The following is a 25457-nucleotide window of genomic DNA, read 5'->3' on the forward strand; positions in this document are numbered from 1 at the left end:
CGCGTGTTGCTGGTTTCTCAAAACCAGCTTGTTGGTAGTGGGGCTTAGAAAGCTTTTCGCAGATAAATTGCCTTCAAATGGGCAGTCTTCCACCTCTTATCGGCAAAGTCAAACACTTTTTTATCTATCGTTAATTCAAAAGAGTTGGAGTTAATCCGCTCTAAATGAGTAACGGTACCTATCTTTTCTTTGTTTGTGGGGAGCTTGTCAATCAGCTTGATACTTCTGTCTTTTTGTATTTCGTACGTAAATCCTTCAAAAACAGGTTGGTAAAAGTGGAGGAAATAGGTGCGATTCGCCAATGAAGTTGAGTCAATGGATTGGTGGGGGAAGTTAAAATCAATGCTAGGATACGTAGTTTGATTACTCGTGTGTGGCCTTATTTCAGCGTTATACAAAGAACCTGTTGGGGTAAACATGGAAAGTGACGTAGATTGGGTAGGGGTGTAATAACGCGCAGTTAATTCCTTTAAAAAATCAGCCGAACGCACTCCATCATTGTTTAAATCTACAGGAGTGTCGGAGGAAACAGACGTAAGTGTGTACCAACCTCCTAGAGTATTGATAGGTGGGTTGGAATTGCTAAAACAACTTTGTAGGACGAGGGATACGAGTAAAAGAAGAATAAGGTTTTTCATAACATGCTGATTTTTGAGATTATTGCTTTGCTAGGTCGAGTGCTTCTGGTTTGTGTCGCTGGTTTCTCAAAACCAGCCTATTGGTAGCGAATTTTGTGGGGCATTGGGTTTTGAGAAACCCTTTCTTCGGTTTTGAGAAACCTCAGGCACGGTGCGTGTCGCTGGTTTCTCAAAATTAGCTTGTTGGTAGATGGAAATTGTCAGAATTATTGCTTTGCCAAGTCGAGTGCTTTTGATAGTTCCTGGGGTTTTTGAGTCCCAATTAGGAGCTTTTTAGAAGTTAAAAATTCAAGTTGGAGGCCATAGTCGCCATCTACGTTGTAAGCAGTTCCTTTTCCAAATAGGCTAATTCGAACTCCCCAACCTCCAAAATCCCCAATAGGAGAGTATTGTTTTACGTAGCATTTACCTAGTGAATCCCAAGGGTAATGTTTAAATGAAAGATGAAATGGGAAAAAACGTACGTAAATCCCGCTTGGTTTAATGATGGTTTCGAGTTCTAAATAGTAGAAAAAAGCTAGAAACAACGCCATTAGAAAGAGGCCAATTATGTACCCTTCGTTGCTCAATGGATTGTCTCCAAGTGGAGTGCCGCCTATTACTTGTATCAAAAAGGTACCAACAAAAATAAAACCAACCCCCAAAAGAATCACCCAAAGCCACCATTGGGTAAATTTCTGTTTTTCGTGAAAAAGGATATTGTCTTGCATGGTTTTGTTTTTAAAGGTGTGTGGTCGTGTGGCTGGTTTCTCAAAACCAGCCTATTGGTAGCGAATTTTGTGCGGCATTGGGTTTTGAGAAACCCTTACTTCGGTTTTGAGAAACCTCAGGCACGGTGCGTGTGGCTGGTTTCTCAAAATTAGCTTGTTACAGCCTCTCTCTTTTCATTCTTTTCAGGATTTTTTTTGTGGTGTAAGCTGCCCATTGGAAAGTCCTCGAAAAACGACGGCTTGTAGGATACTTGCGATGGGGCGTAAGGTTGTTAAAAATAAGTGCCACCACCAACAAAATAAACACCCCCGAAGCGACGGGCGATAACACAAACCAATAACCCAAGTGCTTGATTTTTTCTGAACCAATGACAGCAATCAATGCCGTAGCGCCACCAGGAGGGTGCAAGGTCTTGGTGATTTGCATACACAGGATGGATAAAGAAACGGCCAAAGGGGCTGTGAACCAGATAATATTGGGAAATACTTGGTAAATGGTTACGCCTAAAATAGCCGAGATAAGGTGCCCGCCGACTAAGTTACGAGGTTGAGCCAGAGGACTTTGAATCGCTCCGAAAATTAAGACAGAGGAAGCGCCAAACGACCCGATTAAGAATAAATTATCGGCATCGGAAAGGGTTGTTTGCAAGAACGCAATGAGCCCAATTCCTAAAAAAGCACCCGTAAAGGACCAAAAGTTCTCGACCGAATCGACCAGGGTTTCTTTATATACAATGTACTTGGCTATCCTGTAGCCTCTTCTGATTTTTGACTTTACCATTTTTGGAATACAACGTATGAGTGGTGCTACGACGTGCGGAATTCGTAGCAAATCTGATATTACTGCAAATATCAAAAAGTTGTACCAAATTTCAGTAAGCTATTTTTTTACGGCACGAATACACATAAAAGCGGGGAACTCATTGAGCTCCTTGAAATGCTTGGGGTCGAGGGCTTCAAACTCGGGGGTGGGTTTGGGTTCTACGAGTTTATCAATGTAAAAACCATTGTCGGTTAACGGGGCGATGCACTCGTTTAGAGGGCGTCGAAAACTGTTGATTTCCACAGGTTGCCCAAATCCTTTCCAAACACATTTGACGTGTTCAATGTCAAAATAGTTGGTCGATTTGAAATAATTATACTCAAAAAACGGGTGCTCTATCGACACCACAAGAAGGCCTTGGGGCGTTAAGACACGGCAAAATTCTTGTATCGTAAGCGTCCAATCAGGCAGATAATGCAAAGCTAAGGCACAAAGAACAATATCGAATGAGCCATCGGAGAGTTGCTCGAAAGGCGTGGCTAGGTCATGAACATAGAAATTGTCTTGGTGCTGCGGATTTCGTTGTTTGGCCAAAGAAACCATCGTAGGACTTAGGTCAAATCCTGTCACTTCGGCGCCTTGTGCCAACAGGGCTTCGGCGTATTTCCCTGGGCCACAAGCTGCATCTAAGATTTTCTTCCCTGCTACATCTGGCAGCAAACGGAGCGTATTGGGACGGTCGTAGTGTGCATTATGAGGCTTGTATTCAATTAGTTCGCTGTATTTGACAGCCATTTGCTCATAGGCTTTTAAAATGAGGTCTTTCATGGGCTGTTATAGAAATGAAATACGAAAGATAAAGCTATATTCCACCAGTGATGTCAATAAAAGCCCCCGTAGTGAAGGACGCTTCGTCAGAAAGAAGCCACAAAATCGCATTGGCAATTTCTTCGGATGCCCCTCCCCGTTTCAAAGGAATAATCGCTTTGAGACGATCAACTCGGTGGGGTTCGCCGCCACTAGCGTGAATGTCGGTGTATATAAAACCAGGTCGAACAGCGTTTACTCGAATTCCTTCACCTGCCAACTCTTTGGCGAGTCCTACGGTAAAAGAGTCAATAGCACCTTTGGAGGCGGCATAGTCCACGTATTCGTTGGGAGAGCCCGTACGAGCAGCAACAGAGGATACATTGACAATTGCTCCACCTGCTCCGCCGTGTTTGATGGACATCCGCTTGATGGCTTCTCGTGCGCAAATAAAACTTCCTACGACGTTGTGGTTAAAAATTCGCAGAAGGCGGTCGGATGTGATGCCTTCCACCCTAGACTGGGTTTCTAAAATCCCTGCATTATTGACTAAAGCCGTGAGTCGGCCCAAGTCCTTATCAAGCTGCTCAAATAGCCCGACGACTTCGTTTTCTTTGGAAATATCAGCCTGTAATGCGATGGCTTTGCCTCCGTTTTGTTGGATGGTATCTACTACTCGAAAAGCAGCATCTGTATTTTTATAGTAGTTGATACAAACGCGATAGCCCCGTTGAGCCGCTAAAAGAGCCGTAGCCGCCCCAATTCCACGGCTTCCACCTGTAATCAATGCTATTTTATCCATTTTTGAATATTTTTAAGGTTACTTCCCCGTTACGGGCATTCGTACCGTTTTGATCACTGGTTCCGAAAATGTTTTTTTCTCGTAGCGAGGCGTAAGGGTCGTTTCGGTGATGACTTTGTCTTCGTAGGTCGTGGTTTCAACGATGGCAATTACTTTCACCGATGCATCTACGCCTTGCACAAGGTTGTCGTTGGACAGCAAAATGTAGTACGCCCCTTGGCTTAAGGCTGGGTCAGAAAATTTTCTAAAACCCGCGACTCCCTTACCTTGGTCAATAACGCGATGGGGCTGGCCCGCCATAAACAAATCGCGATTGGCTTTGTCGGCTACGGCATAATACACGTCTTCGCCCATTTTAGGAATGGCTAAGTCGGTGACGACTCCCGCTGCCAATGCCCCGAGGGGTGTGGTGAAATAGGCCGCTGCCCCTTTGGCGATGCTGACGATGATTTTGGAGTTTTGTTTCCACGCTTCGTTGGCTTCATTGCCCACGCCCACCCAATACGCCCACGAGACTACTTTCGTGGTTTTGTAAGGGGTAATCACGTTTTTGGGCAAGGTAAACGACAAGGACGCCTTGTTGCCGTTGGTGTTGGCGGAAGAATGTACGCGTTGGGGTTTGTCAAACACCAATTCTTCGCGCTGCTCCGATTTTACCACCACCTTTTTGGTTTTGCGCGTGTACGTAGTGTCGTAGCCAGCGAGTACCTCTTTGGTATAGGTATTGTAGGTGGTTTCTTGCTTGTCTTCCCACGACACGGCCGTATTGAAGTTGACCGTAGCCTCGCTGGCGGGTACGCGTTGGATTTTGATTTTACAAATACGACCTAAGATTGCCCCATTTTTAAACTTGAACAAATACACCCCCTGCTTTACCACCTGAATGGTTTTTGTGTCCATTTGGGTAGTTTTATAGTCCGAAAACTTTGAAGTCGTGGGGTATTCAACGATTTCGATTTCTTTGAGTTCTTTGTCATTGATTTCTTTAAACTGAAACAAAATTTTATCACCCGCTGCAAACCCAAACTGTAACTCTTGCTCCTGCATGGGGCCAAGTTTGATGGTTTGTTCGGTGACGTCGATGGGGGCTTGCTGCGCAAACGAGGTGGTGACGAAAAAAAGCAACCCAATGTGAGTCCAACGGCTTAACAACTTAAACGTCATTTGCTTAGTACTGTTTTCTTAGATAAAGTTTATTACCAACGGAGATAACAGTCGCAAAGTTCGTAAACAATCCCCAAAGAACAGAAAGTATGGGCCATGTTGGGGTTATTTTATTGGGTTGGTGAAAAATTGAACCTCCCCTCGTTGTTCCGCAAATAATACATCGCTTCTTTGACGGCTTGGGTAGGACTTTTGGGAGTAAAACCCAATTCAGTATAAGCTTTTGATACATCAAAGTCTTGTTGCAAACCCGAAAACATCGAAATGTCTTTGGTGGTGAGCAAGGGCGCCTTGCCGCTGATTTTACTCCCGATTTCCATGCCCCAAGCTACGGCCAACAACAGCGGTTTAGGGACGGCTATTGGTAGTTTTATTCCTAATTCAGGAAAAAGCTCTTGGGCAATTTTTGTCGTTTCTTTGATGGACATACAGTGTTCATTGGCCAAAATATAGCGTTCGCCACTGCGGCCTTTGGTAGCGGCCAAATAGCAGCCCAACGCCACGTCTTTTACGTCAATCCAGTTGAGAGTGATGTTGGTTTCAACGGGAATTTCTTTCTTCAAAATCAGCTGCATGATGTTGTAAGAAACGTTGAGCGGGGCAAAGGCTTCGCTTCCAATCATGGCTGAGGGCAAGACCGCGACCAATTCGATGTTGAATTTTTTGGCCAACTCAAACGCCAATTTTTCCCCGTCATTTTTTGAATTGTAATACATATCGCGGCGGTCGGGATTGTAGCCGTTGCTTTCTTTGGTTGGTACGGTCGAGTAGTTGAGGGCAGCAATGGAGCTTACATACACGATGCGCATTACGCCTGCTTCGGCAGCGGCTTCGAGGGTGTTTTTAGTGCCTTGTAGGTTGACGTCGTAAATGTCCTTTTTGGGATTTTTTGCCCAAAGCTTGAACGCCGCCCCGACGGCATACAGCGTTTCGACTCCTTGAAAGGCGTTCACCAACGATGGTTTGTCAGTGATGTCTGCTTGCACTACTTCACAGTTCAGTCCTGCCAACGAAGTTGCGCTTTTGAGGCTTCGAACCGACGCCCGAACGGGAATCCCTTTCTCAATAAGTAGGCGTACTAAATTGTGGCCAAGGTGCCCGTTGGCGCCCGTTACCAATGCTAAATGGCTTTGTGTCATGTGTTTGGTTGTTAAAATGATGCCACAAAATTCAGCATCGATTTTTCAAAACCACTTCACAAATGTTACCTAATTACTTGTTTGCGTATTCGGCTCAAACTTTTGGGATTCATGCCCAAAAAAGATGCGATGTATTGAACGGGGACATTGTGCAACAGGTCGGGGTAATGTTCAATGAGGGTTAAGTAGCGCTGTTCGGCCGTTAGCGTAGCTAGTTCTTTGGAGCGATTTTCGTTGTACGAAAGGGATTTCTGGAAAACCCAAATGCTAAAATCTTTGAACGCGCTACTCTGTGAGGTAAGCTGTTCTAAATGGCTTTTGGTGATGCGTAGCAATTGGCTCTCGGTGATACATTCCAAGTTTTCGTGGGCGGTGGTTTGGTTGATAAAATTAAAATAGGAAGTAATAAAACCAGGCGGACAATTGAGGTGAGTTGTGACTTCATCGCCTTTATCGTTGTAATGAAACAGCCGAAGGTAACCCGATACAATAAAATACAGGTAGTGAGGGACTTTGCCTTCTTCTTCGATAATGTAGTTTTTGGGAAAACGAACAGGTTCAAAGTACTGTTGACACAGCGCTTTATCGTGCGCCGAAAGCGTTACTTTTTGGGCAATGAGCTCTAGCAATTGTTCATGCATGGGATTGAAGAGGTAGGGGATGTATAACCCCCACCCAACGAATATACAAAAGTTTGGTTCACTACTGCACTCTTCGGCGCTCTTCTTCGGCGGTGTCTTCGGTTTGGCGGCGGCGGGTGTATTTTTCGTTGCCAAAACGATAGCTGAAATTGAGCCCGATGCGGCGAGTATCGCTTTGTGTTTTGCGATATTGGGTCGTATTTTGGTAATTGATCATGGTTTCAGTGCGGTAATTGGCAAAAGTCGGGTCGTCAATCATCAAGCGGATACTGCCTTTGTCCTTCAATATTTTCTTGCCAACGCCCACGTAAATCGAGTAAAAGCTGCCCATGGTCATGGTAAATACTTGGTCGCGGGCCGAAATATTGGCGTATAAGTCCGCCGACCAGCCTTTCCCAAAACTAAACTGCTGCCCCGCATTGATGCGAAAGGACACGTAGCGAGTGACGGCCACGTCGCCGTTTACTGTGCCCTGAATATTGAAACGAAATCCTTGAAAATTCAAGTTGGTCGTCCAATACTTGTTGATTTTTTTGTTGTAATTGCTCACAATCCCAAACCGATAGCCCTTGCCTAAATTGAACGGTTTTCGGACGAACACATCGCCTTCGCGAATGTTCAAATCGCCATTCAATCCATCGGCAAAATCCATGGCGACTCCTACGCTAATGCCGTTGTTGTGTTGGTAACGAAGTTGAAGATTGTGCAGATAAAAGGGCTTCAACGAGGGGTTTCCGCTGGTAAAGGTGTAGTCGTCCACGTAGTTGAGGAATGGGTTAAACTGCTGATAACTTGGGCGGTTGATGCGGCGGCCGTAGTTGAAACTCAAACTGTGCTTGCCCACGCTGTCCAACGCGCGTCGAAAGAAGAAAGTGGGGAAGAGGTTGGTAAAATACTGCGAAAATTGCTCGCCCGTGGTAGCGATGTTGGGCAGTAGATTGCCTTCAATATTGGTGTTTTCGGCGCGTAGCCCCATTTGTAAACTGGTGCGCTTGTTCAACGTATGGCGTAGGTTGAGGTAAGCGGCATTGATGTTTTCGTTGTAAAAAAAATGGTTGCTTTTGGTAGGGTCAAGTACGAAGTTCTGGTCTTTTTTATGCTCTACGTCGGCTTCGTTGGCGTTTTTTACAAAGCCTATTTTTGCTCCCATTTCAAACGTTGTTTTGGCAGAAACAGGGCGGCGATAATCGGTTTTGAAGGTCAGAATTGTAGCGGGTGTGAAGAAAACATTGTTGAAAATCTGGGTGTTATTGGCGTGGCTACTCTGAAAATTTCTAACGCCATCGGAGCCATATTGCTGATAGTTTACGTCGCCGCTCCACTCGCTGCCCTGCTTTTTGGGTTTGTGGGTAAAATTGAGGTTGGCACTTAGATTGTTCCAATCAAATTGCCCACGGTTGGTGCCGTAGTATGGTTCGTTGTTGATTAAATTTGTAAATACAGCTCCGTCGTTGCGTTGGCTTTTTTGCAAAAATAATTGCCCCCCGATGACGGTATTTTTGCTTTTGTCGTAATCAAAACCCAGCCGAATTGTGCCGCCCAAACTTTCAGAAGTGGCGGTGTTATCGCTGCTATATTCTTGATTAGTAGTATTTTCGGTGATAGTTCGGGTGGAAGTAGTAACTGTGCGATTGGCATCGCGAGGCAAACCTACGCCCCCAAAAAGATTGAGTTTTCCTTGTCGGTAATTGAGGTTAAGGTTGTTGTAACTCCGCCACGTGTGCCCTACGCTTTGGCTAGTGCTAATGTTCCCCGTCAGACCGTAAAGGCGATTTTTTTTCAGTACAATGTTCACAATAGCCGAGCCTGTGGCATCGTATTTGGCGGGAGGGGAATCCATCAGCTCCAATTTGTCCAACATCTGGGCGGGCAGCGATTTGAGGTAAGCCACCAAGTCGGTGCCGCTCATGTAAGTGGGCCGCCCGTCGATGAGCACCAACACGTTGCTGCGACCGTTGAGCTGCACATTGCCGTTTTGATCCACCACTAGGCTCGGGGTGCGTTCTAGCACTTCTTGGGCCGATAGGGTGGCAGCTCCGCTCATGGCTTCTACGTTGATGACGGTTTTGTCTTCTTCCTGAACCACCAGCGGACGCGTCGTTTTGACGACAACTTCGGCCAGTTGTTGGGTTTTCTCGGGAAGTAAAAAAATGGTTGGTAGCGACAAAGACGTTCCACTTATTCGAATGGTGGGGCTTTGGTATTTCTTTGACCCCAAATAGCTGATTTTGAGGAAATAGTTTCCTTGTTTTAGGTTCGTAAATTCAAATTTTCCTTGGGCATTGGCCGCGACACCCGCTACTTGCTGGCTATCGGGCAAGGCAATCAATAGCACATTGGCTCCTACGGCGGCTTCGTTGTGGTGGTCTTTAATTTCTCCCTTCAAATTGCTTTGTGCCCATGCCGTGGTGGTAATGAAGAGAAAGAGTAACATACAATTTTTCATGCTGCGTTGTGGTTTTTGGCAAAACTCTGCAAGACGCTGTTTTTTAGAGAAGGGCACGGACAGAAAGGGCAGCTGCTGTGATAAAAAGGGAAAATCGACTGACGAGAGAGGGACGAATAGTAGTGGTTAAACAAACTTGCCGTATTTTACGGTTTTCGTCAGTCAAAAAAGCCTTTCTGTCAGTCAAGGAGAAAAGTAATGAAACAGAATTTCCATTTTTGACCAAAAATTGAAACAAAATGGCTGGAAATATTCTCGTTTTTACCTTTTCGGTGGTTGTACTTTGGCTCATTTTTGGCAAACCAAAGCAGATTGTTATTACCCTTTTTCAGTGGGCAGTAGGCGCGGTGGGGTTGTTTTTTGCTGTCCTTTTTACATTTCACATCATTGATTTAGATGGCGAAAAGAACCAAGCCTTGATAAGTAGCGTGTTGACGATAGGCTGTGCGGCGGCGGGGCGTTTTATTGCAGCGTATTATTTGAGTAAAAAATCTCGCAATAAAGACCGCGCCGTGACGATTTTGGGGGTACTTTTTATTGGGTTTTTGCTGGGTTTTGGTTTGGCAATCAATTATTTGAGGTTTACTGACAGTTTTTCGGTGTTGTTGTACGTCAATCTGGCCTTGATGGGATTGGGGTTTGTTACGACGATGGGCGTGGCTATTATCAAACACCAGATTGAGCAAAAAATTACTACCGCCGAGACCAAAGCCGACGTAAGCGATGCCGAATTGAAGTTATTACAGAGTCAGTTGAGCCCGCATTTTTTGTTTAATACGCTCAATAACCTGTATGCACTTTCGATACACGATGCTTCTAAATTGCCGCCGTTGCTGCTCAAGTTATCCGACTTGCTGCGCTATACGGTGTATGACACCAAGGCTACGTTGGTGGCTCTCGAAGACGAAATCAATTACTTGAAAAACTACATTGATTTTGAAAAAATACGGTTAGGCGAACGGTTGGAACTGGTCACAAATTGGCCCGAATCGCTTGCCGAAGCTCCGCCGATTGCTCCTATGCTGTTGATTGTGTTTGTAGAAAATGCGTTTAAACATTCCAAAAACACCCAAAATCCGCAGATTAAGATTGCCATAGACGTACAAATTTGGGGTAAAACGGTGCTTTTTTCGGTACAAAATAGTTTTGACCCTAGCGTGACCCGAAATACGCTGGAGCAACACAGTGGCTTGGGGCTGGACAACGTAAAAAAACGATTGGAACTCGCTTATCCTCACCGCCATGATTTAAGTATCGAGCAGAAAAACAATACTTTTATGGTTAAATTAAGACTTACATGACACTAAAGGCACTCATAGTGGATGATGAACCGCTGGCGCGTCAGCTTATTGAGGGGTATTGTAGGTATTTTCCTGAAATAGAGGTAGTTGGTTCGGTAATCGATGTGTTTATGGCAAGGCCCATTTTGGAGACTGGCAGGGTGGATGTGCTATTTTTGGACATCAATATGCCCGTGATGAACGGCATTAATTTTCTCAGAAGCCTTCCTCACAAACCCATTACTATTTTTACGACGGCCTACAAAGAACACGCCCACGAAGCCTTTGATCTTGCAGCTACGGACTACCTGCTGAAACCCTTTTCGATGGAGCGTTTTTTGCAGGCCATTGACAAGGCCAAAGCTGCCCTAAAGCAGCAACCCAACACGCCCGAAAACCACACTTTCCTGAAGTCAGACGGTAAATTGATAAAGTTATTTTTTGACGAACTGTACTACGTAGAGGCGCAAGGTAACCAAGTTAAATTTGTAACCGAGAACAGCACCTTCAACATTACCCAGACGTTTGGCTCGGTGTTGGAGCTTTTGCCCGCGTCGCAGTTTGTGCGAGTTCATCGCTCGTTTGCGGTCAATATTCAGAAAATTAGCATTATAGAGTCCTACCGTATCCTGTTACTTCAAAAAGGCGAAGTCCCACTCGGAAGCAATTTTCGGGAAGATTTTTTGAAAATGGTGATGAGTAAGGGAGGGGAGTGATGGAAAGCAAAGGGCGGCGTTAAGATGTTGTATTCACCATAATTCTCCCCGTCAAAAACCTAGTGTGCCAAGTGGCAAAAGTGAGCTCAAAGTAAAATCCTTTGTCCGAAAATAGTAGCTCTGTTTTGTAATGAGAGTTGTCTAGGTGTATTTCTTCTCTCCAACGGTTACAGATTTCATCTACCAATGCCTGTGCCTGACAGCCCTTGTCTCTCAATTTACACTCGAAGGTCAGCATTTGGTAGGGATTGGACAAGGATTTTGTGAAAATTAGCTTACTAATTTGCTGAATGGATGTTAATCCGTGGTGGATTTTTGTGGAAATTTTTTTAATATCTTGAAAATCAAATGGTTTTTGCTCAGGTTGTAAGTTTTTGAAAAACGTGTCGAAGTCCCAATACTTAAAATCATCCCTCAAAATTTGAGTGATTTTACCGCGCCCGACGGTTGTGGTTCCTTCTCTTATTTCAAAGCCTTGACCAACGTAAAATTGCCCAACGTGAAAGTTAGGGCTTAACATTTGAAGCCTAATTTTTGCAGCTTCACCTGGGTAACAAATTTCTTTATCAATCAATATTTGGGGAGCATCCCAATCTCTGCCATTATAGTAAAACTGTCCTCGATACCCCGATGTGATAGGGTTCCTTCGGCCACCTTCTTGCTCTGTCAAGTAGTAAACTTCTCCTTCAAGTTCAGGATTGTAGAGTTGAAATGGAGCTTCTGTCATTATATAAGAATCTTTTTATCCTTCTCAAAAAGAGCTTCTTCCTATGGTCATTTACCTTACTATACCCGAAGGTTTTTATCGTTTTTCATCCGTGTAAATCTGTTAAATCAGTGTCATCCGTGTGCTAAAATTGTCGATAATAACACACGGATGTTATGGATTAGATACGGTTTTAATGGATTTAAAAATAGTCGAGCCCTTAATTCCCCGTGTTTTTTAAAATAAAGTCAACAATGGGTTGAGGGTCTTTTAGGCAGTGTGGATGATGTCCTACTCCTTTTTTGACAATGAGCTCAATCGCCCCGCCAGCACTTCGATACTTCTCGGCTAACTGATACGTATTTTCATCAATGGGGACGACATCATCTGCGTCTCCACAAACGTGTAAGAGAGGAATTTTGGCGGCTGCCAGTTTTACACAATTGTTGATGGGGCTGTCCTTAAAATCATTGACTGTCGCTTCGGTCAAGTCGTACGCTTTAAGGCATTTTTCCCAGTCATTTTTGGAGCCTTTTCCCTTGCCTAAACCGCCTGGCCAACTTTTTATATCGCATACAGGCGCATCGGCATAGATACAATATACCTTGTCTGCGTTCCGTGAAGCCCAATTGTAGGCATCCAAGCCCCCACGGCTCAGTCCTTCAAAGACTGTTTTGGGGCTAAGCCCGAAACGTTGAATCAGATGATTGTAAAAACCATCGAATCGGTGCATTGATTTTGGCCCACCGTACAAATCCACCACATCGACATACACCACATGAAACCCTTTTTGCAACAAGGCAATATCCACTTGCGGTTCGTGTGCCCAAAACTGAGTACGCCAAATCCAGTTTTTGTGTGGGTTGGGTTGATGGGGTAGAACCACTTTGGCTTCGACGCCTTCAAATTGAAACTCCAGCATTTCAAATCCGTTCCAGGTCGTATGAACGGTGGCACGCTCATCGCTCGCATGGCTAGTAAAAGCAAGTTGGGCTAGGAGACAAAAAAGGAAGCAAAATTGAAGCGTGGTTTTCTTGCGTGTCTTCATGGGATGTTAGGGTTTGATGGTTGGATTGTCCGTGTCCACGAAGATAGATGTATTTTGTGATTAGGCGAATTTGTTAGCATTTATAACAACGCCAAAAAGCCCATCCGTGGATGAGCTTTTCTTTTAGATGACACCTTTTCGTTAAGAATTGATGAACTTTAAAATGTCGTTGTTGATGGTTTCGGCTTCGGTAGTAGGCATACCGTGCGGAAAGCCAGGGTAAATAATCAGTGTTCCGTTTTTCAAAAGTTCGTGGGCTTTTACGGCAGTGGTCTTGTAGGGAACAATCTGGTCGTCGTCGCCGTGAAGTACTAAAACGGGGACATCCACACTTTGTAAATCTTCGGTGAAATCAGTTTCCGAAAATACCTTGACACAGTCGTATTGTGCTTTGATTCCCCCCATCATTCCTTGTCTCCACCAGTTGTCTTGGATGCCTTTTTTCACCACTGCGCCTTCTCGGTTGTACCCAAAAAACGGAAAAGTAATGTCTTGGTAAAACTGTGCTCGGTTGTGTTGGGTATTGTGGCGAATGTTATCAAATACCTCCAAAGGCACACCGTCAGGGTTTCTTTCGTCGGCAATCATGTAGGGCGTGATAGCGCTGATTAATACCACTTTGGCTACTCGGTCTTTGCCATATTTGGCGGCATATCGTATGGCCTCGCCACCTCCTGTCGAATGCCCAACGTGAATCGCGTTTTTGAGGTCTAAAAATTCGGTAAGTTCTGCTACGTCGGCTGCGTAAGTGTCCATGTCATTGCCTTGGTAAGTTTGGGTAGAGCGTCCGTGGCCACGGCGGTCGTGAGCGATTACTCGAAACCCTTTTTCCAAGAAAAACATCATTTGAGCATCCCAATCGTCCGACGATAGTGGCCATCCGTGGTGGAAAAAGATGGGCTGTCCTTCTCCTAAATCTTTGAAATAAATTTCAGTTCCGTCTTTTACTGTTAGCTTGTTCATTGTTTTGATTGTCAAATGGTTAATGATTGATTTGATGATGCAAAGGTCTTTTAAAAAGCGAAGCCCATCAATGGACAAACTTCGCCTTGAATTGCACATTTTTCCTCAATCACCAGAAATGACGAAATCAGAACTGTTTTCGGAACGATGTAGGGGAGATTCCCGTGTTTTTGGTGAAGAACCGAACAAAATAAGCATCGTCCTCGTAGTTTAGGCTGTACGCAATCTCCTTGACTGATAAAGATGTGTGGGCCAAAAGGCGCTTGCTTTCGAGGATGATTCGGTTTTTGATGATGTCGTTGGGTGTGTCTTTGCTAAGTAACCCTATTTTTTTGCTGAGATTTTTGGGCGTGATAAAAAGCATATCAGCATAGTCGGCTACCGTATGGTGGGTTTTGTAATGCTGCTCCACCAACTTGCTAAATTTTCTCAAAAATTGCACATCAGCATGTTGTTCGTTGTCAGCCAATTGGTGTTGTTCCTTCCAAATTCGCGTGGACTTGAGAATAATAAGTTTGAGCAAAATTCGTAACATTTCTTCGGTGCTGGCATCGTCGTTTTCCATCTCATTTTGTATCTCCCTGATGACTTTTTGCATGTACGACGATTGGCTATCTCTTAGCTTAATGAAAGGCACTTCAAACACATTGTTGTACAAAATCCCATCGCAAGCTACTTCTTGGTCGTGGATTTCGATGCAATAAAAGTCGCGGTTGAAGTGTAGTAAGATTTCTTTATTATTCTCATTTTGAGAAAATTGTATCACCACTTTAGGGTTGATGAAGAGCAACGCATCCGAATCCAAGAGGAAGTGTTGGAAGTCAACTTGGATGGCTGTGTTTTTGGGCAGAAAAAGAATTTTTATGTGCTCTTCAATGGATTGGAGGATACTATCGCTGATTTCGCTATCCAAAGAACGAAGGTTGCCAAATTGCTTTAATGAAAATTCTTTGAGCATTGATTTTAACGTTTATCGTTCTTTTGTGATAGCCTTCCTCTCTTCAACTACGTTAATACAAGTGGACTGCCAGGGAAAGTTCCCGAAATCTCTTTTGCCCGATAGCTCGTTGTTGAAATTAAAATCCTGTTCCATCTGATTGTTTTTTGTGCAAATTTCAGGCATACATTCAGGTGAAGCAATTACGGAAATCCGATTCGGATAGGGATAAATTTTTCCCCTATTGTACGATTTGGAGCATAGGTCTAATTTTGTGGTATGTATGAAAGAAAAATTTTACCAAGCCTAAACTGCGGCTTAGACTTGATTGGCGAAGTACTGTATGGCAAATGGAAAATTCGTTTGCTATGGTTTATTAGTGAAGGGCATCTACGGCCAAGCGAACTGCAACGCAAAATCCCCGATGCCACTAGACGGGTATTGAATATTCAGTTGAAAGAACTGGAAGACCACGGGTTGGTCACTAAAGAAATTTTTCCAGTTCTTCCGCCCAAAGTGGAATACCGACTTACTGAGTTGGGTGAAACCATCATCCCCGTGATTTCGGCTTTGGGTCAATGGGGCGACACCAATGAAGCGCATTTACGGTCGGTTATTTTAAAACGACTGACGAACGAAAGCTAATTTCAGTCGTAGCGTAGTTAATCTATTTTCTTTCTGCGATTGTCTGTAGCTGTGTCGGATAGCGTTCTCCTACGATTTGGATTGCGGCCAACGCAGTGTTGATTTGGGCTAACTCGTTGTTGGTCAATGACACGTTAATGGCGCCCACATTTTCTTGCAAGCGATGTAATTTTGACGTGCCTGGGATTGGAGCAATGAAAGGTTTCTGGGCTAATAACCAACCTAAGGCAATTTGTGCGGGAGTCACATTTTTGTCAGACGCAATGGCAACAACCAAATCCACTAATGCTTGATTGGCTGCTCGGTTTTCTTTGCTGAAACGAGGGAAAAAATTTCTTGTATCGTTTTTATCAAACTCAGTCTCGGCACTGATAGTGCCTGTCAAAAATCCTTTACCTAATGGACTGAAAGGCACAAAACCAATGCCTAATTCTTCCAATGTCGGGATGATTTTGCTTTCAGGTTCACGATAAAACATGGAGTATTCGCTTTGCAAAGCTGTTACGGGCATCACAGCATGGGCTTTGCGAATCGTTTCCTCCGTTGCTTCCGACAAGCCGAAATGCCTCACTTTTCCTTGCTGAATTAATTCCTTGACTGTTCCTGCCACTTCTTCAATCGGAACATTTGGGTCAGGTCTGTGCTGGTAAAACAAATCAATTACGTCTGTTCTGAGCCTTTTTAAAGAGGCTTCCGCAACGGCTTTAATGTTTTCTGGACGACTGTCCAACCCTAACCTGACGTTGCCGTCTTTGAGGCCAAACTTCGTGGCAATGACAACTTCCTTACGAAGTGGTTCAAGTGCTTCGCCAACCAATAGTTCATTTTCTCCGTAGCCTTGAGCAGTGTCAAAAAAAGTAATCCCATATTCAACGGCCGAACGGATTAACTTGATGCTTTCTTCTTTTGAAGGGGCATTTGGAAAACTTAACCCCATCGCTCCAAAACCCAATGCGGATACTTCTAATCCGCTGTTTCCTAATTTCCTTGATTCCATTATTTTATTTTAAAATTTGATACCACAAAGGTCCGTCAATAAAAAATGAAATCATTTGCCATTTGGCAAAAAGCAATTTTTAGCGAATATTTTTTCTTATTCTACTTAATGAAGACTGAGTAACTCCCAAGTAAGAAGCAATGAACGACAAAGGTACTCGATTTGCTAAATTGGGGAATTTTTCAAGAAAGTCAAGGTAACGGGTAGTTGCGTCTTGCGAAACCAATTCACTCCGCCTAGTTATTTTTTCGCTATGATGTTTCGTCGTTATTTTTTGCACAATATTGTCCCAACCAATAATAGTTTCAAAAATATCTTTCCAATCTTTTTTTGAAAAAACAACTAATTGACACGCTGTAATAGCAGCTAGGTATTCTGAAGGGGTATATACTTCGTCAATGATATTCCCTGATAAAATCAAATGGTTTTCGTCAATAAAATACCTTGTAATTTCTTCTCCTTTATTGTTGTAATAAAAAACTCGGATAACACCATCGGTAAGAAATCCAATCTGTTCTACTATTTTCCCTGCTTCCCAAAAGTACTCATCTTTGCGAAGCGATATTTCTGTCGCTTTGCTTTTAATAAGCTCAATTTGTTGTTTGTTTAAATTGCCAAATTGTAATACATATTCAATAAATTGTTCCATATTTTGGTTGTTTATAAAAAAACTCTCTTGCCTTACTGCTAAGTTAAGAGAGTTTTTGACATTTTAAAAGAACTGCTAATTTATTGAATCCTTTTAAACTTCATTGTTTTTCCTAAAAGTGAAATACCCAAATACCCACGAAAATGAAGCTCATTTTCTGTTTTTAGTTTGGCATTTAAGCTGTAACTGTTGCCATCACTTGGGTTGTAGAGCTTTCCACCTTCGTACTGGCCGTCGTCATATTTTAGGTTAGTGACATTGATAATGCCTTGTCGGGGACGATTTTGTAAGGATTTGTCAGGATTATTGGAGTCTTTTTTAGACGTTTTTCCATCGGTTTCAAACATATTGGAAGCCCAAAGAAGCTTTCCGAAATATTTCCCGTCTTGCTTAAAGAGGTCAAACTTCAATTTTACATCGCCATCAATACTTTCCCATTGCCCGATTATCTTATCGGCAGGTTGCTGTGCAAAACTTACCACTGAGAGAAATAATAGTAGTCCAGCAAAAAATACCTTTTTCATCGTTATTGGTTGTTTTTAAGTTTTTTGATTTCTTTAAACTCACGGTGGCCAAAGTTTAACAAAACATTGGGTATTAGCCTGCTAGCTAATTTGATAATGTTGATGGCAAAAGGCTTTAATTCCTTTTTGTCTTTTAGCAGACCATTAATAGCCACTTTTACCATGTCGTCTGCGTTCATCATCATGCTTTCGTTAGGCTGTTTTACCCAATCGTCTTGCAATTTTGTTTTTACTCCTGGAGGGATCATTTCAAATACTTTTACATTGGTATCTTCCAATTGTAGTCGTAAGGATTGGGTGTAGGCGCGAACCCCTGCTTTGGTGGCGCTATAAATGGGTGCTGCTGAGTAGCTCATAAAGGCTATTCCCGATGAAACGTTGACAATCGCAGCTGATTTTTGTTTCAATAAATGGGGCAAAAATTGATGCACCATCTGAACCGTCCCCGAAAGATTAGTAGCGATTTCTCGGTTGATATTTTCCAAGTCCAATGACTGGTCTTGTAGGTCAATTAAACGCATCAAACCTGCGTTATTAATGATGATATTGAGCTCGGGAAATTGCAGCGTAACTTCTTTGTATAATTTCTCAATATCCCTCGCATTACTCACGTCACTTTGGAACGTGTGTACGTTGGGAAACTGCTTCTTTGTTTCGTTAAGTGCATCCAGTTTTCTGCCTGTAACAATGATAGTTGACCCTAGCTCAGTCAATTGTTTTACAAATTCTAAACCGATTCCACTTGTGCCTCCTGTAATAAGGATTGTGCTGTTTTTTAAGTCCATTTTTTTGCGTGTTTTGTTAATGCAAAGGTCAGCACTAACCCGCAAAGGGATGTAGCTAAAAGTCGGTTTGTTGTAGTCAAAAAGGAAGGAGTTTTTAAAATAAAAAAAGCTATAAGGTTTCTCAAACCTTATAGCTTTGGCAACGGAAAATAAATCTTACAGATTTGATGCGGCCTGAAAAGCCAACTGCAAAGGCAATGACCGTAAACGCTTACCCGTCAGGTCAAAAATTGCATTGGCGATGGCGGGCGCAATAGGAGAAAGGGGAGGCTCTCCAACCCCCGAAGGTACCTCAGAACCTTCGTGTAAAATGACTTCTATTTCGGGCGTGTCGCTAAGCCTTACTACTTGGTAATTATGGAAATTGGTTTGGACAAATTGCCCATTTTCTACCGTGCCTTGCTCGTAAAGAGTCGCACTGATGGCCATCATGGTGGCGCCTTCTACTTGCTGCTTGATGCCGTCGGGGTTAATGATTTTGCCAGCGTCAATGGCCTGGGTCACTTTCACAATCTTAATGGCTCCATCGACTATTTTTACTTCTACCACCGCCGCCGAAACCGTTTTGCGGTCGTCGCAGACTGCCAAGCCGCGGCCAATCCCTTCCGACTTTGGTAAGTGCCAGCCTGATTTTTCGCCAATGATTTCGAGCAGCTTTTTCCGACGAACCAACTGAGGCGTGTCGTTGCAGTGGTCGATTCGCAATTTCAGGGGATTAACGCCTGCTTTATGCGCCAATTCATCCATAAAACTTTCGATGGCGAACGTGTTGGCAAACATCCCCACACCCCGCCATATACTGGTTTCAAAAGGGAGGTTGTTGTGCCATACCGTGGTTTTAATGTTGGTAACATGGTACGGGCACCGCGCGCCGTGTCCTGCCACGATAAAATCGGCGCCTAAAATGGTTTCGGCAATAGCAGGGACGGAGTTAAAGATCATCGGGCCCGTAGCAAGGTGGTGTACAAAGGCCAAAATTTTGCCGTCTTTACCCACTTTCCCTTTTAAAACGTGGTGGGTATTGGGCCTTACGTAACCGTTTTGAAACTCTTGCTGGCGGGTAGCAAGCAGGTGAACGGGCTTGCCGACGGCTTTGGATAGTTTGGCTGCTTCTACGGCATTGCTCTTAAACGCCTTTCTGCCAAATCCTCCTCCCATGTACGTAGGCATAATGGCAACGTCCTCGGTTTTAAGGTCTAACGCCTCCGCAACGGAAGTTTGCAAATAGGCTGGATTTTGGAAAGAAGCGTAAAGCGTTATTTTGTTGTCTTTATAATCAGCGACGACAATGGAAGGTTCTAAATTGCCGTGAAAACCAATTGGCGTACGAAATTCGCCCGTGAGCACCTCATCGGGTACGCTGTCTGTGTCGCCATCGTTTTGGATATTGACCTCTTTGCCGTTCCCGACTGTTATCAATTTTTCGAGGTCTTTGGTAGAAACGTTGGGGTTGTAGTCCCACTCCGCCTTGATTTTCTCCACCGCCGTTTGGGCGGCGTAGCGAGACGTGGCCACTACGCCAATCCAGTTTGTTTCTTCTACTATCTTCAATACGCCCGCCGTATTTTTTGCCCCACTGGTATCGGCACTTTTTAAAGTTCCTTTCACATAGGGAGAATAAAGCATCGCGCCGTACACCATGTCGGGTAAGGTAACATCAATGCCATAAATCGGTTTGCCGAGGACTTTATCGGGCAAATCAATTCGTTTTTGTTGTTTTCCGACGTACTTGAACTGTGAAGACGGCCGTAACGCGGGTGTTTCGGTCGTTTCCCATTTGGTAATCTGTTTGGCCAAGTCGGCATACGATAATTGCTTATCACCTGCCGTCAGCATTCCGTCTTTGGTCGAGATGGAAGCAACGGGAATATTCCACAATTTCGACGCCTGAAGTTTGAGGGTTTCCCGCAGGGTAGCGGCCACTTCTCGGATAGAGACATAAAAAGAAGAAGTGCTGTTGCTTCCCCCCGTATTGGAGAGAAGACCGTTTAAGGAGTTGGCGTGAACAACCTTAATTTTCTCTACTGCCACGTCCAGTTCTTCCGCAGCAAGCATGGCAAAACCCGTAAAAATTCCTTGCCCCATCTCGGCTTTGGGCGACTTTAGGGTAATGGTATTGTCGGCATTGACTTCAAACCACAGCTTATGGTCAAAATCCGACACATCCGCTGGAATGTCCATTTCTGAAGTGAAGTCACTTATTTTTCTTCTAATGGCTCCTCGTCCGAAATAGAGCAAGGCCAACGTTCCTGCCACGCCAGAACCAGAGATGGCCAAAAATTTTCTTCTCGAAAATCCTTTTTTAGGTTTTTTATCCGCGTTTTCCATCGTTTTTTAGTTTTGCCGCCAAAAGAATTGCTTTAATAATGCGAGGATGAGTGCCACACCGACAGATGTTGGAAATGCCATTTTTGATGTCATCGGTCGTGGGGTTGGGGTTTTCTTCCAAAAGCTTAGCGGCGGCCATCATAAAACCAGATTGGCAGTAGCCGCATTGGGGAACTTGAACTTCCAGCCACGCTTGCTGTACGGGGTGCAGATGGGCCTCGTCTTCCGAAAGCCCTTCGATGGTGGTTATTTTTTTGCCATTGGCGAGTTGGGCAGGATACGAACAGGAGCGGATTAAATCCCCGTCAACATAAAGGGAGCAAGCGCCGCATAGAGCTTTGCCACAGCCAAACTTTGTTCCTTTGAGTTTGGCTTCATCGCGAATGAGCCACAGCAAAGGCATGTCGGGCTCGACATCCAAAACCGTAGGCTTGTTATTGATGGTCAGTGAAAGTTGCATAGTAGTCCAATTGAGAAGTCATTGTTTCTGCTTTTTTACCACGGCAAGTTTCAAAAAAAATCAAAGCAATTATGTAGTTAAAAGGCGCAATCTTGTAGCCAAAAGGGAGAGAGGGGCTAGTTTTATTTCCCGATAATCTCTTTTCTGTGTTTTACGCCCCACTCAGCCATGATTTGAATAAGTTCTTTGAACGAATTTCCGTATTCGGTAATGGCATATTCTACCGAAATAGGCTGGGTGTCTTTGACCGTTCTTGAAATTAATTTGTTCATCTCTAGGTCTTTCAATTCGCGGCTCAATACCTTCCCAGAGATACCGTCCACCAGTTTTAATAATTCGCTAAACCTTCTTGGACTAAAACAAAGGCAGGTAACGATGGAAATTTTCCATTTTCCGCCCAATACGTCCATAATGTCTTGAATGGCTCTCATCGAGGCGGTACAAACTTCGTTGTCCGACACACAAGTGGCTGGTTTCTTAATTGTCACAAGCTGACTCATTGGTAAATTGGTAGATTAAAATAAACTATTACCTTATGACACAAAGTTACAAAATGTCATCAACTTTGCAGCGTACTTTAAAAAAAACACAGCAAATGAGTAACAAAGTTGTATTGATTACAGGGACGAATAGTGGGTTTGGTTGGTTGACAGCCAATACGTTAGCGGAATTAGGTCACAAGGTATATGCTACCATGCGAGATACCGCATCAAAGAATGCCGAAAAGGCCAAGGCACTTGCACAGGTTGAAAACATTACGGTGTTGGATGTAACCCTGACGGACGATGCCAGCGTAAAGAATGCCGTAGATTCAATCATCGCTGCCGAAGGGCGAATTGATGTGTTGGTCAATAATGCGGGTTTTGGAGCTGCGGGCGTGGCCGAAAGCTTTACGACGACCGATGTAGAAGAGATGTTTGGCTTGCATGTGGTAGCATACTGGCGATTGATGAAAGCCGTTTTACCCGTTATGCGTAAACAAGCAGATGGTTTAATCGTCAATATTTCGAGTGGAGCAGGAAGATTTGCCTTCCCGTTTATGACGGTCTATAGTGCTGCCAAATTTGGCTTGGAAGGGTTGAGCGAAGGACTGCACTACGAAGTAAAACCCTTGGGCGTGGACGTGGCGCTTATTCAGCCTGGCGCCTTCCCGACGGACATTTTGCACAAAGTTAGAACGGGTTCTGATGAGTCGGTTGTGGCAGGGTACGGCGCATTGGCCGAAATTCCGAACCAGATGGGGAGCGGACTGGCACAATTGTTTGAAACAACCAAACCTAATCCGCAAGAAGTAGCCGATGCCGTAGTAACGCTCATAAACCTACCCAAAGGCGAACGCCCCCTCAGAACGGTCGTTGATCCATCAACGGGTTACATTGTAGAAGCGGCCAACGAAGCGGTACAGGTAGAGTATGAAAAAACAATTACCGCATTTGGCATGGGTTCATTGTTAAATTAAGACTTCGACGCCTTGAAACGGGCCAAGCAGCATACATGTTGCTTGACCCGTTTTTGCTACAATTTTTGCCCCAAATAGAGCACAGATGCCTTAATGGATTGCTCTTTAAGGTGTAAAATCTTTTTACGGTCTTCGTCTTTCATAAAATTTTGGAAGTCTTCGTGGGCGTCAAACTCCACCAGATGGATTTCATAAGGTGCTTCGATTTGCGCTTCAATAAAACTCTCTTTGGGTGGGCGTACCCTAAACAAAAGACGGCCATTGTACTTGGCAATGGTGGGGATGGCCACGCTTTCAAATTCATCAAAAACAGCCTCTTGGCCTTCAATGACGTAAATAAGTTGGGTGATGTGTATCATTGGTGAAAAATTACGTTTGTAAATGTCCATTAAAGAACTCAAGTATAGTTGCCAATGCTTTTTCGCCGTGCATGATTTCCCCGTTGTCAAGCGATTCTTTGGCAGCGTTGGCCGCTCTTTTTCGCATACTTATTTCATAAGCAGAAATAGCCTCTTGCAAAGTACTGTATTGTTTGCAAGTCAAGCACTCACACAATTCCAACGCATCACGCATTGCCATATTTACGCCTTCACCCGCAAATGGGGGCATTACGTGAGCTGCATCGCCAAGCATTGTCAGGTTGGGCAACGCGTCCCAAGTTTGATCTAATGGCATACAATAGATGGGGCGAGGGACAAAGGGTACTACTGTATTTTCAAACAGTTCGTGCCAAATTGTACTCCATTCAGCGTATGTTGTTTTAAACCATTCAAGCAACTCTGCTTTGGCATTAAAATTTAAACCACTATTGACTTCCCAATGTTCATCTGCTTTGAAACTTGCATAAAAGCCGATTTCTCCATTGCCTTTTTGACCCATTAAAATATCTTTTTTGTTGCCAAAAGCCATTATTTTTCCCCCATTGAGCAAAGCAAAAATTTTTGGTACGGTATTTTGTGCGTCATAAATGGTGCCTTCAAGCATGGTGATACCCGAATAAAAAGGCTCAATATCTGTGAGATAAGGGCGAATTTTTGAATTTGCTCCGTCGGCGGCAATAACGATGTCTGCATAAGTGGAGTTTCCGTTTTTGAAGTGTAGCAACCAACCATCGCCCTGTTTGTCCATTGCAATAAAATGACTGTTCCATACCACGGTTTCGGGCTGTAATGATTCTAACAAGATTTTCCTCAGTGCCCCACGGTCGATTTCGGGACGAAAATGGGGGTTGCCGAAATTCTCTTCTATTTTGATTTCGTGGTCGCTAAAAAATACTTCCGCATTTTCATCCATTATTTTCTTTCGGTCTGCCTTGGGAAGAAAATTGTTTTTGAATTCTTCTAACAGGTTTGCCTTGATAATCGCTGCCAAACCCGATTCTTTGTGTAAGTCGAGTGGTGAGCCTTGCACACGGGCATTCTTATTCAAATCTCGTTCATACACCTTTACCTTAATCTTTTCTTGTTGCAATAGCTTGGCCAATGTAAGCCCACCTGGCCCACCACCAACGATGGCGATTTCTTTGTTTTGTAATTTCATGCTGAATACCTTTTTATTGACTGCACAAAACTACTTTGAGGGAAGGGTCGAAAATTGTATAAATCGGTCGTTTTGGTTTCGTTTCAGTTCTTTCGGTGAAACCCCTGAGAGTTTTCTCACTTCTTTGATAAAGTGTGATTGGTCGGCAAAACTTTGCTGGGGAGATAGCTTACCTGCTTTGATGTGACCAAATGAAGCTCGAAAACGAAGAATACTGCAATACGCTTTTAGAGAAATACCAAACCGCTGATTGAAATAACGGTTGATTTGTCGACTGCTCCAAAACACATTCTCAGAAAGCTCTTTAACCGTCATTTCGCCGTTGGATGAGTAAATAAGGTCAAAGAGTTTTTGTTTTCTATTGTCAGTTTCTTTAGGTAGAAGAGATTGGATTTTTTGAGTTGCCTTTTGGCAAAATAGGTCAAAATCTTTCAGGTCGTCTGCGCTAAACCCCCAAAAATCGCTGGGTAAATAGTTGGCATTGTCCAGTAAATCAGAAATTGTACCTTGAATGATATACTCTGTTGCAAGTAGTTTGAAACTTATGACAAACATGACTGATTTGGCAGCCAAGGTGGCTTGGTCGGGCCGTGTTTCAAGCCCTGAGAGTGTAATGTGGAAAGGTTCGGTAGCTGATTGAGAAAAAAACAAATCAATTCGCCCGTCAGGTAAAATAACGATGTCTTTGCTGTTGTCTGTGTGATTTTTTAGTAGCCAAAAACTCTCTACAAAGTCGTCAAGCGATTTGTGAGGTTTGATAAATTTGTATTCAAATTCCTTGTCCATGGTACGATGTCCGTTTGTCATCCGCTACACTTTTAACCAAGTCGGAGAGTCTTCGGTCGGTTGGTTGACTCGAATTAAATGACCATCTGGGTCGCTAAATTCAATGCTTGTCATCCCTAAATGTGATTTTTTGGGTTCGCTAAAGCTAATTCCATTTGCGGAGAGTCTTTCGATTACCTCTGGCAAATTATCTGTCAAAAAACTTACAACAGCCGTAGTGGGCGATAAATGGGTGGACGTATTAAAGTCAATCCCTCCCACTCCCGATTGGAAAACGTTGAGTGCTGCTTGGTCAACCGAAGTATTTAGACTTAAAATAGTGTTGTAAAATGATTTACTTTTGGCGGGGTCACTGGTTCCCAGCTCAATTTCGTGAAGTCTTATTTTCATTTTAGTGGGGGGGGGATACAGTTGAAGCAAATGCTGGAAATTCATCACTCTAAAATGCCTTTGAAGTGCATGAGTTTTGTAAACCCTCCATCCAATCTGACTTATAAAAATTGAATGCTTCTTCAGCACTTTGGT

Annotated in this window: 28 protein-coding genes; 4 read left to right on the top strand and 24 right to left on the bottom strand. The window is 43.7% G+C overall.

Annotated elements, in window-relative coordinates; translation table 11 throughout:
- Positions 1-44 precede the first annotated feature (44 nt).
- From FHS57_RS00655 to FHS57_RS00695, 9 genes are all read right to left on the bottom strand, one after another.
- A complete protein-coding gene (locus FHS57_RS00655) occupies positions 45-638 on the bottom strand; it encodes a hypothetical protein (RefSeq protein WP_183970937.1) in 594 nt (197 codons plus the stop codon).
- A gap of 206 nt (positions 639-844) precedes the next feature.
- Positions 845-1348: a DUF6141 family protein gene (locus tag FHS57_RS00660; protein WP_183970938.1), complete on the bottom strand. Its 504-nt coding sequence runs from the start codon at positions 1346-1348 to the stop codon at positions 845-847.
- 157 nt (positions 1349-1505) lie between these two features.
- Complete coding sequence (locus FHS57_RS00665; RefSeq protein WP_183970939.1) at positions 1506-2129, bottom strand: HPP family protein; 624 nt, start codon at positions 2127-2129, stop codon at positions 1506-1508.
- 99 nt (positions 2130-2228) lie between these two features.
- Positions 2229-2939: a class I SAM-dependent methyltransferase gene (locus FHS57_RS00670; protein WP_183970940.1), complete on the bottom strand. Its 711-nt coding sequence runs from the start codon at positions 2937-2939 to the stop codon at positions 2229-2231.
- Between the two features lie 34 nt (positions 2940-2973).
- Positions 2974-3720 carry an SDR family oxidoreductase gene (locus tag FHS57_RS00675; RefSeq protein WP_183970941.1) on the bottom strand — a complete coding sequence of 249 codons (747 nt, stop codon included), beginning with the start codon at positions 3718-3720 and terminating at the stop codon, positions 2974-2976.
- 18 nt (positions 3721-3738) lie between these two features.
- A complete protein-coding gene (locus tag FHS57_RS00680; RefSeq protein ID WP_183970942.1) occupies positions 3739-4884 on the bottom strand; it encodes a hypothetical protein in 1146 nt (381 codons plus the stop codon).
- Between the two features lie 110 nt (positions 4885-4994).
- Positions 4995-6023 (bottom strand): NAD-dependent epimerase/dehydratase family protein, encoded by a 1029-nt coding sequence (locus FHS57_RS00685; protein ID WP_183970943.1) that lies wholly within the window; start codon positions 6021-6023, stop codon positions 4995-4997.
- A gap of 65 nt (positions 6024-6088) precedes the next feature.
- On the bottom strand, positions 6089-6664 hold the full coding sequence (locus FHS57_RS00690) for a Crp/Fnr family transcriptional regulator (protein WP_183970944.1): 576 nt from the start codon (positions 6662-6664) through the stop codon (positions 6089-6091).
- Positions 6665-6725: 61 nt separating this feature from the next.
- The gene (locus FHS57_RS00695; RefSeq protein WP_183970945.1) at positions 6726-9110 is read right to left on the bottom strand and encodes a TonB-dependent receptor; all 2385 of its coding nucleotides are present in this window, start codon (positions 9108-9110) and stop codon (positions 6726-6728) included.
- Between the two features lie 239 nt (positions 9111-9349).
- Here FHS57_RS00695 and FHS57_RS00700 point away from each other — a divergent pair, with 239 nt between their 5' ends.
- The gene (locus FHS57_RS00700) at positions 9350-10411 is read left to right on the top strand and encodes a sensor histidine kinase (protein WP_183970946.1); all 1062 of its coding nucleotides are present in this window, start codon (positions 9350-9352) and stop codon (positions 10409-10411) included.
- The gene (locus tag FHS57_RS00705) at positions 10408-11106 is read left to right on the top strand and encodes a LytR/AlgR family response regulator transcription factor (RefSeq protein WP_183970947.1); all 699 of its coding nucleotides are present in this window, start codon (positions 10408-10410) and stop codon (positions 11104-11106) included. Before FHS57_RS00700 ends, FHS57_RS00705 begins: the two co-directional genes overlap by 4 nt.
- Before the next feature lie 19 nt (positions 11107-11125).
- On the opposite strand, the gene FHS57_RS00710 is transcribed toward FHS57_RS00705, so the two are convergent.
- The 4 genes from FHS57_RS00710 to FHS57_RS00725 form a co-directional block, all read right to left on the bottom strand.
- Positions 11126-11833 (bottom strand): EF-Tu C-terminal domain-related protein, encoded by a 708-nt coding sequence (locus FHS57_RS00710; protein ID WP_183970948.1) that lies wholly within the window; start codon positions 11831-11833, stop codon positions 11126-11128.
- Positions 11834-12032: 199 nt separating this feature from the next.
- Positions 12033-12860, bottom strand: a complete 828-nt coding sequence (locus FHS57_RS00715) for an alpha/beta hydrolase family protein (protein WP_183970949.1) — start codon at positions 12858-12860, stop codon at positions 12033-12035.
- A 141-nt stretch (positions 12861-13001) separates the two neighbouring features.
- Positions 13002-13823: an alpha/beta fold hydrolase gene (locus FHS57_RS00720; RefSeq protein WP_183970950.1), complete on the bottom strand. Its 822-nt coding sequence runs from the start codon at positions 13821-13823 to the stop codon at positions 13002-13004.
- Positions 13824-13950: 127 nt separating this feature from the next.
- The gene (locus FHS57_RS00725; protein ID WP_183970951.1) at positions 13951-14781 is read right to left on the bottom strand and encodes a helix-turn-helix domain-containing protein; all 831 of its coding nucleotides are present in this window, start codon (positions 14779-14781) and stop codon (positions 13951-13953) included.
- A gap of 258 nt (positions 14782-15039) precedes the next feature.
- On the opposite strand from FHS57_RS00725, the gene FHS57_RS00730 reads away from it, so the two are divergent.
- Positions 15040-15405: a winged helix-turn-helix transcriptional regulator gene (locus tag FHS57_RS00730; protein ID WP_122934116.1), complete on the top strand. Its 366-nt coding sequence runs from the start codon at positions 15040-15042 to the stop codon at positions 15403-15405.
- Positions 15406-15427: 22 nt separating this feature from the next.
- On the opposite strand, the gene FHS57_RS00735 is transcribed toward FHS57_RS00730, so the two are convergent.
- From FHS57_RS00735 to FHS57_RS00765, 7 genes are all read right to left on the bottom strand, one after another.
- The gene (locus tag FHS57_RS00735) at positions 15428-16402 is read right to left on the bottom strand and encodes an aldo/keto reductase (RefSeq protein ID WP_183970952.1); all 975 of its coding nucleotides are present in this window, start codon (positions 16400-16402) and stop codon (positions 15428-15430) included.
- A gap of 79 nt (positions 16403-16481) precedes the next feature.
- Complete coding sequence (locus FHS57_RS00740; protein ID WP_183970953.1) at positions 16482-17051, bottom strand: Crp/Fnr family transcriptional regulator; 570 nt, start codon at positions 17049-17051, stop codon at positions 16482-16484.
- Positions 17052-17131: 80 nt separating this feature from the next.
- Positions 17132-17575, bottom strand: coding sequence for a DUF2147 domain-containing protein (locus FHS57_RS00745; protein ID WP_183970954.1), 444 nt, complete (start codon positions 17573-17575; stop codon positions 17132-17134).
- 2 nt (positions 17576-17577) lie between these two features.
- Entirely contained in the window at positions 17578-18360 is a 783-nt protein-coding gene (locus FHS57_RS00750) for an SDR family oxidoreductase (RefSeq protein ID WP_183970955.1), read from the bottom strand.
- Between the two features lie 156 nt (positions 18361-18516).
- Positions 18517-20688 carry a xanthine dehydrogenase family protein molybdopterin-binding subunit gene (locus tag FHS57_RS00755; RefSeq protein WP_183970956.1) on the bottom strand — a complete coding sequence of 724 codons (2172 nt, stop codon included), beginning with the start codon at positions 20686-20688 and terminating at the stop codon, positions 18517-18519.
- The gene (locus FHS57_RS00760) at positions 20672-21148 is read right to left on the bottom strand and encodes a (2Fe-2S)-binding protein (RefSeq protein WP_183970957.1); all 477 of its coding nucleotides are present in this window, start codon (positions 21146-21148) and stop codon (positions 20672-20674) included. Before FHS57_RS00760 ends, FHS57_RS00755 begins: the two co-directional genes overlap by 17 nt.
- Before the next feature lie 122 nt (positions 21149-21270).
- Positions 21271-21648, bottom strand: a complete 378-nt coding sequence (locus FHS57_RS00765) for a winged helix-turn-helix transcriptional regulator (RefSeq protein WP_221225520.1) — start codon at positions 21646-21648, stop codon at positions 21271-21273.
- Between the two features lie 95 nt (positions 21649-21743).
- Between FHS57_RS00765 and FHS57_RS00770 the strand changes: the two genes are divergently transcribed.
- Positions 21744-22607, top strand: coding sequence for an SDR family oxidoreductase (locus tag FHS57_RS00770; protein ID WP_183970958.1), 864 nt, complete (start codon positions 21744-21746; stop codon positions 22605-22607).
- 56 nt (positions 22608-22663) lie between these two features.
- Here FHS57_RS00770 and FHS57_RS00775 read toward each other — a convergent pair whose 3' ends face one another.
- The 4 genes from FHS57_RS00775 to FHS57_RS00790 are packed head-to-tail and all read right to left on the bottom strand — an operon-like array spanning position 22664 to position 25322.
- Entirely contained in the window at positions 22664-22966 is a 303-nt protein-coding gene (locus FHS57_RS00775; RefSeq protein ID WP_122934120.1) for a DUF1330 domain-containing protein, read from the bottom strand.
- A 10-nt stretch (positions 22967-22976) separates the two neighbouring features.
- On the bottom strand, positions 22977-24146 hold the full coding sequence (locus FHS57_RS00780) for an FAD-dependent oxidoreductase (RefSeq protein ID WP_183970959.1): 1170 nt from the start codon (positions 24144-24146) through the stop codon (positions 22977-22979).
- Between the two features lie 30 nt (positions 24147-24176).
- A complete protein-coding gene (locus tag FHS57_RS00785; protein ID WP_183970960.1) occupies positions 24177-24932 on the bottom strand; it encodes a helix-turn-helix domain-containing protein in 756 nt (251 codons plus the stop codon).
- A 24-nt stretch (positions 24933-24956) separates the two neighbouring features.
- Complete coding sequence (locus FHS57_RS00790; protein ID WP_183970961.1) at positions 24957-25322, bottom strand: VOC family protein; 366 nt, start codon at positions 25320-25322, stop codon at positions 24957-24959.
- Between the last annotated feature and the right edge of the window lie 135 nt (positions 25323-25457).

The organism is Runella defluvii, from assembly GCF_014195535.1.
GTDB classification, from domain to species: domain Bacteria; phylum Bacteroidota; class Bacteroidia; order Cytophagales; family Spirosomataceae; genus Runella; species Runella defluvii.

Coding starts and splice junctions, on each gene's coding strand:
- FHS57_RS00655 (WP_183970937.1), bottom strand. CDS start 638: ATGAAAAACCTTATTCTTCTTTTACTCGTATCCCTCGTCCTACAAAGT.
- FHS57_RS00660 (WP_183970938.1), bottom strand. CDS start 1,348: ATGCAAGACAATATCCTTTTTCACGAAAAACAGAAATTTACCCAATGG.
- FHS57_RS00665 (WP_183970939.1), bottom strand. CDS start 2,129: ATGGTAAAGTCAAAAATCAGAAGAGGCTACAGGATAGCCAAGTACATT.
- FHS57_RS00670 (WP_183970940.1), bottom strand. CDS start 2,939: ATGAAAGACCTCATTTTAAAAGCCTATGAGCAAATGGCTGTCAAATAC.
- FHS57_RS00675 (WP_183970941.1), bottom strand. CDS start 3,720: ATGGATAAAATAGCATTGATTACAGGTGGAAGCCGTGGAATTGGGGCG.
- FHS57_RS00680 (WP_183970942.1), bottom strand. CDS start 4,884: ATGACGTTTAAGTTGTTAAGCCGTTGGACTCACATTGGGTTGCTTTTT.
- FHS57_RS00685 (WP_183970943.1), bottom strand. CDS start 6,023: ATGACACAAAGCCATTTAGCATTGGTAACGGGCGCCAACGGGCACCTT.
- FHS57_RS00690 (WP_183970944.1), bottom strand. CDS start 6,664: ATGCATGAACAATTGCTAGAGCTCATTGCCCAAAAAGTAACGCTTTCG.
- FHS57_RS00695 (WP_183970945.1), bottom strand. CDS start 9,110: ATGAAAAATTGTATGTTACTCTTTCTCTTCATTACCACCACGGCATGG.
- FHS57_RS00700 (WP_183970946.1), top strand. CDS start 9,350: ATGGCTGGAAATATTCTCGTTTTTACCTTTTCGGTGGTTGTACTTTGG.
- FHS57_RS00705 (WP_183970947.1), top strand. CDS start 10,408: ATGACACTAAAGGCACTCATAGTGGATGATGAACCGCTGGCGCGTCAG.
- FHS57_RS00710 (WP_183970948.1), bottom strand. CDS start 11,833: ATGACAGAAGCTCCATTTCAACTCTACAATCCTGAACTTGAAGGAGAA.
- FHS57_RS00715 (WP_183970949.1), bottom strand. CDS start 12,860: ATGAAGACACGCAAGAAAACCACGCTTCAATTTTGCTTCCTTTTTTGT.
- FHS57_RS00720 (WP_183970950.1), bottom strand. CDS start 13,823: ATGAACAAGCTAACAGTAAAAGACGGAACTGAAATTTATTTCAAAGAT.
- FHS57_RS00725 (WP_183970951.1), bottom strand. CDS start 14,781: ATGCTCAAAGAATTTTCATTAAAGCAATTTGGCAACCTTCGTTCTTTG.
- FHS57_RS00730 (WP_122934116.1), top strand. CDS start 15,040: ATGTATGAAAGAAAAATTTTACCAAGCCTAAACTGCGGCTTAGACTTG.
- FHS57_RS00735 (WP_183970952.1), bottom strand. CDS start 16,402: ATGGAATCAAGGAAATTAGGAAACAGCGGATTAGAAGTATCCGCATTG.
- FHS57_RS00740 (WP_183970953.1), bottom strand. CDS start 17,051: ATGGAACAATTTATTGAATATGTATTACAATTTGGCAATTTAAACAAA.
- FHS57_RS00745 (WP_183970954.1), bottom strand. CDS start 17,575: ATGAAAAAGGTATTTTTTGCTGGACTACTATTATTTCTCTCAGTGGTA.
- FHS57_RS00750 (WP_183970955.1), bottom strand. CDS start 18,360: ATGGACTTAAAAAACAGCACAATCCTTATTACAGGAGGCACAAGTGGA.
- FHS57_RS00755 (WP_183970956.1), bottom strand. CDS start 20,688: ATGGAAAACGCGGATAAAAAACCTAAAAAAGGATTTTCGAGAAGAAAA.
- FHS57_RS00760 (WP_183970957.1), bottom strand. CDS start 21,148: ATGCAACTTTCACTGACCATCAATAACAAGCCTACGGTTTTGGATGTC.
- FHS57_RS00765 (WP_221225520.1), bottom strand. CDS start 21,648: ATGAGTCAGCTTGTGACAATTAAGAAACCAGCCACTTGTGTGTCGGAC.
- FHS57_RS00770 (WP_183970958.1), top strand. CDS start 21,744: ATGAGTAACAAAGTTGTATTGATTACAGGGACGAATAGTGGGTTTGGT.
- FHS57_RS00775 (WP_122934120.1), bottom strand. CDS start 22,966: ATGATACACATCACCCAACTTATTTACGTCATTGAAGGCCAAGAGGCT.
- FHS57_RS00780 (WP_183970959.1), bottom strand. CDS start 24,146: ATGAAATTACAAAACAAAGAAATCGCCATCGTTGGTGGTGGGCCAGGT.
- FHS57_RS00785 (WP_183970960.1), bottom strand. CDS start 24,932: ATGGACAAGGAATTTGAATACAAATTTATCAAACCTCACAAATCGCTT.
- FHS57_RS00790 (WP_183970961.1), bottom strand. CDS start 25,322: ATGAAAATAAGACTTCACGAAATTGAGCTGGGAACCAGTGACCCCGCC.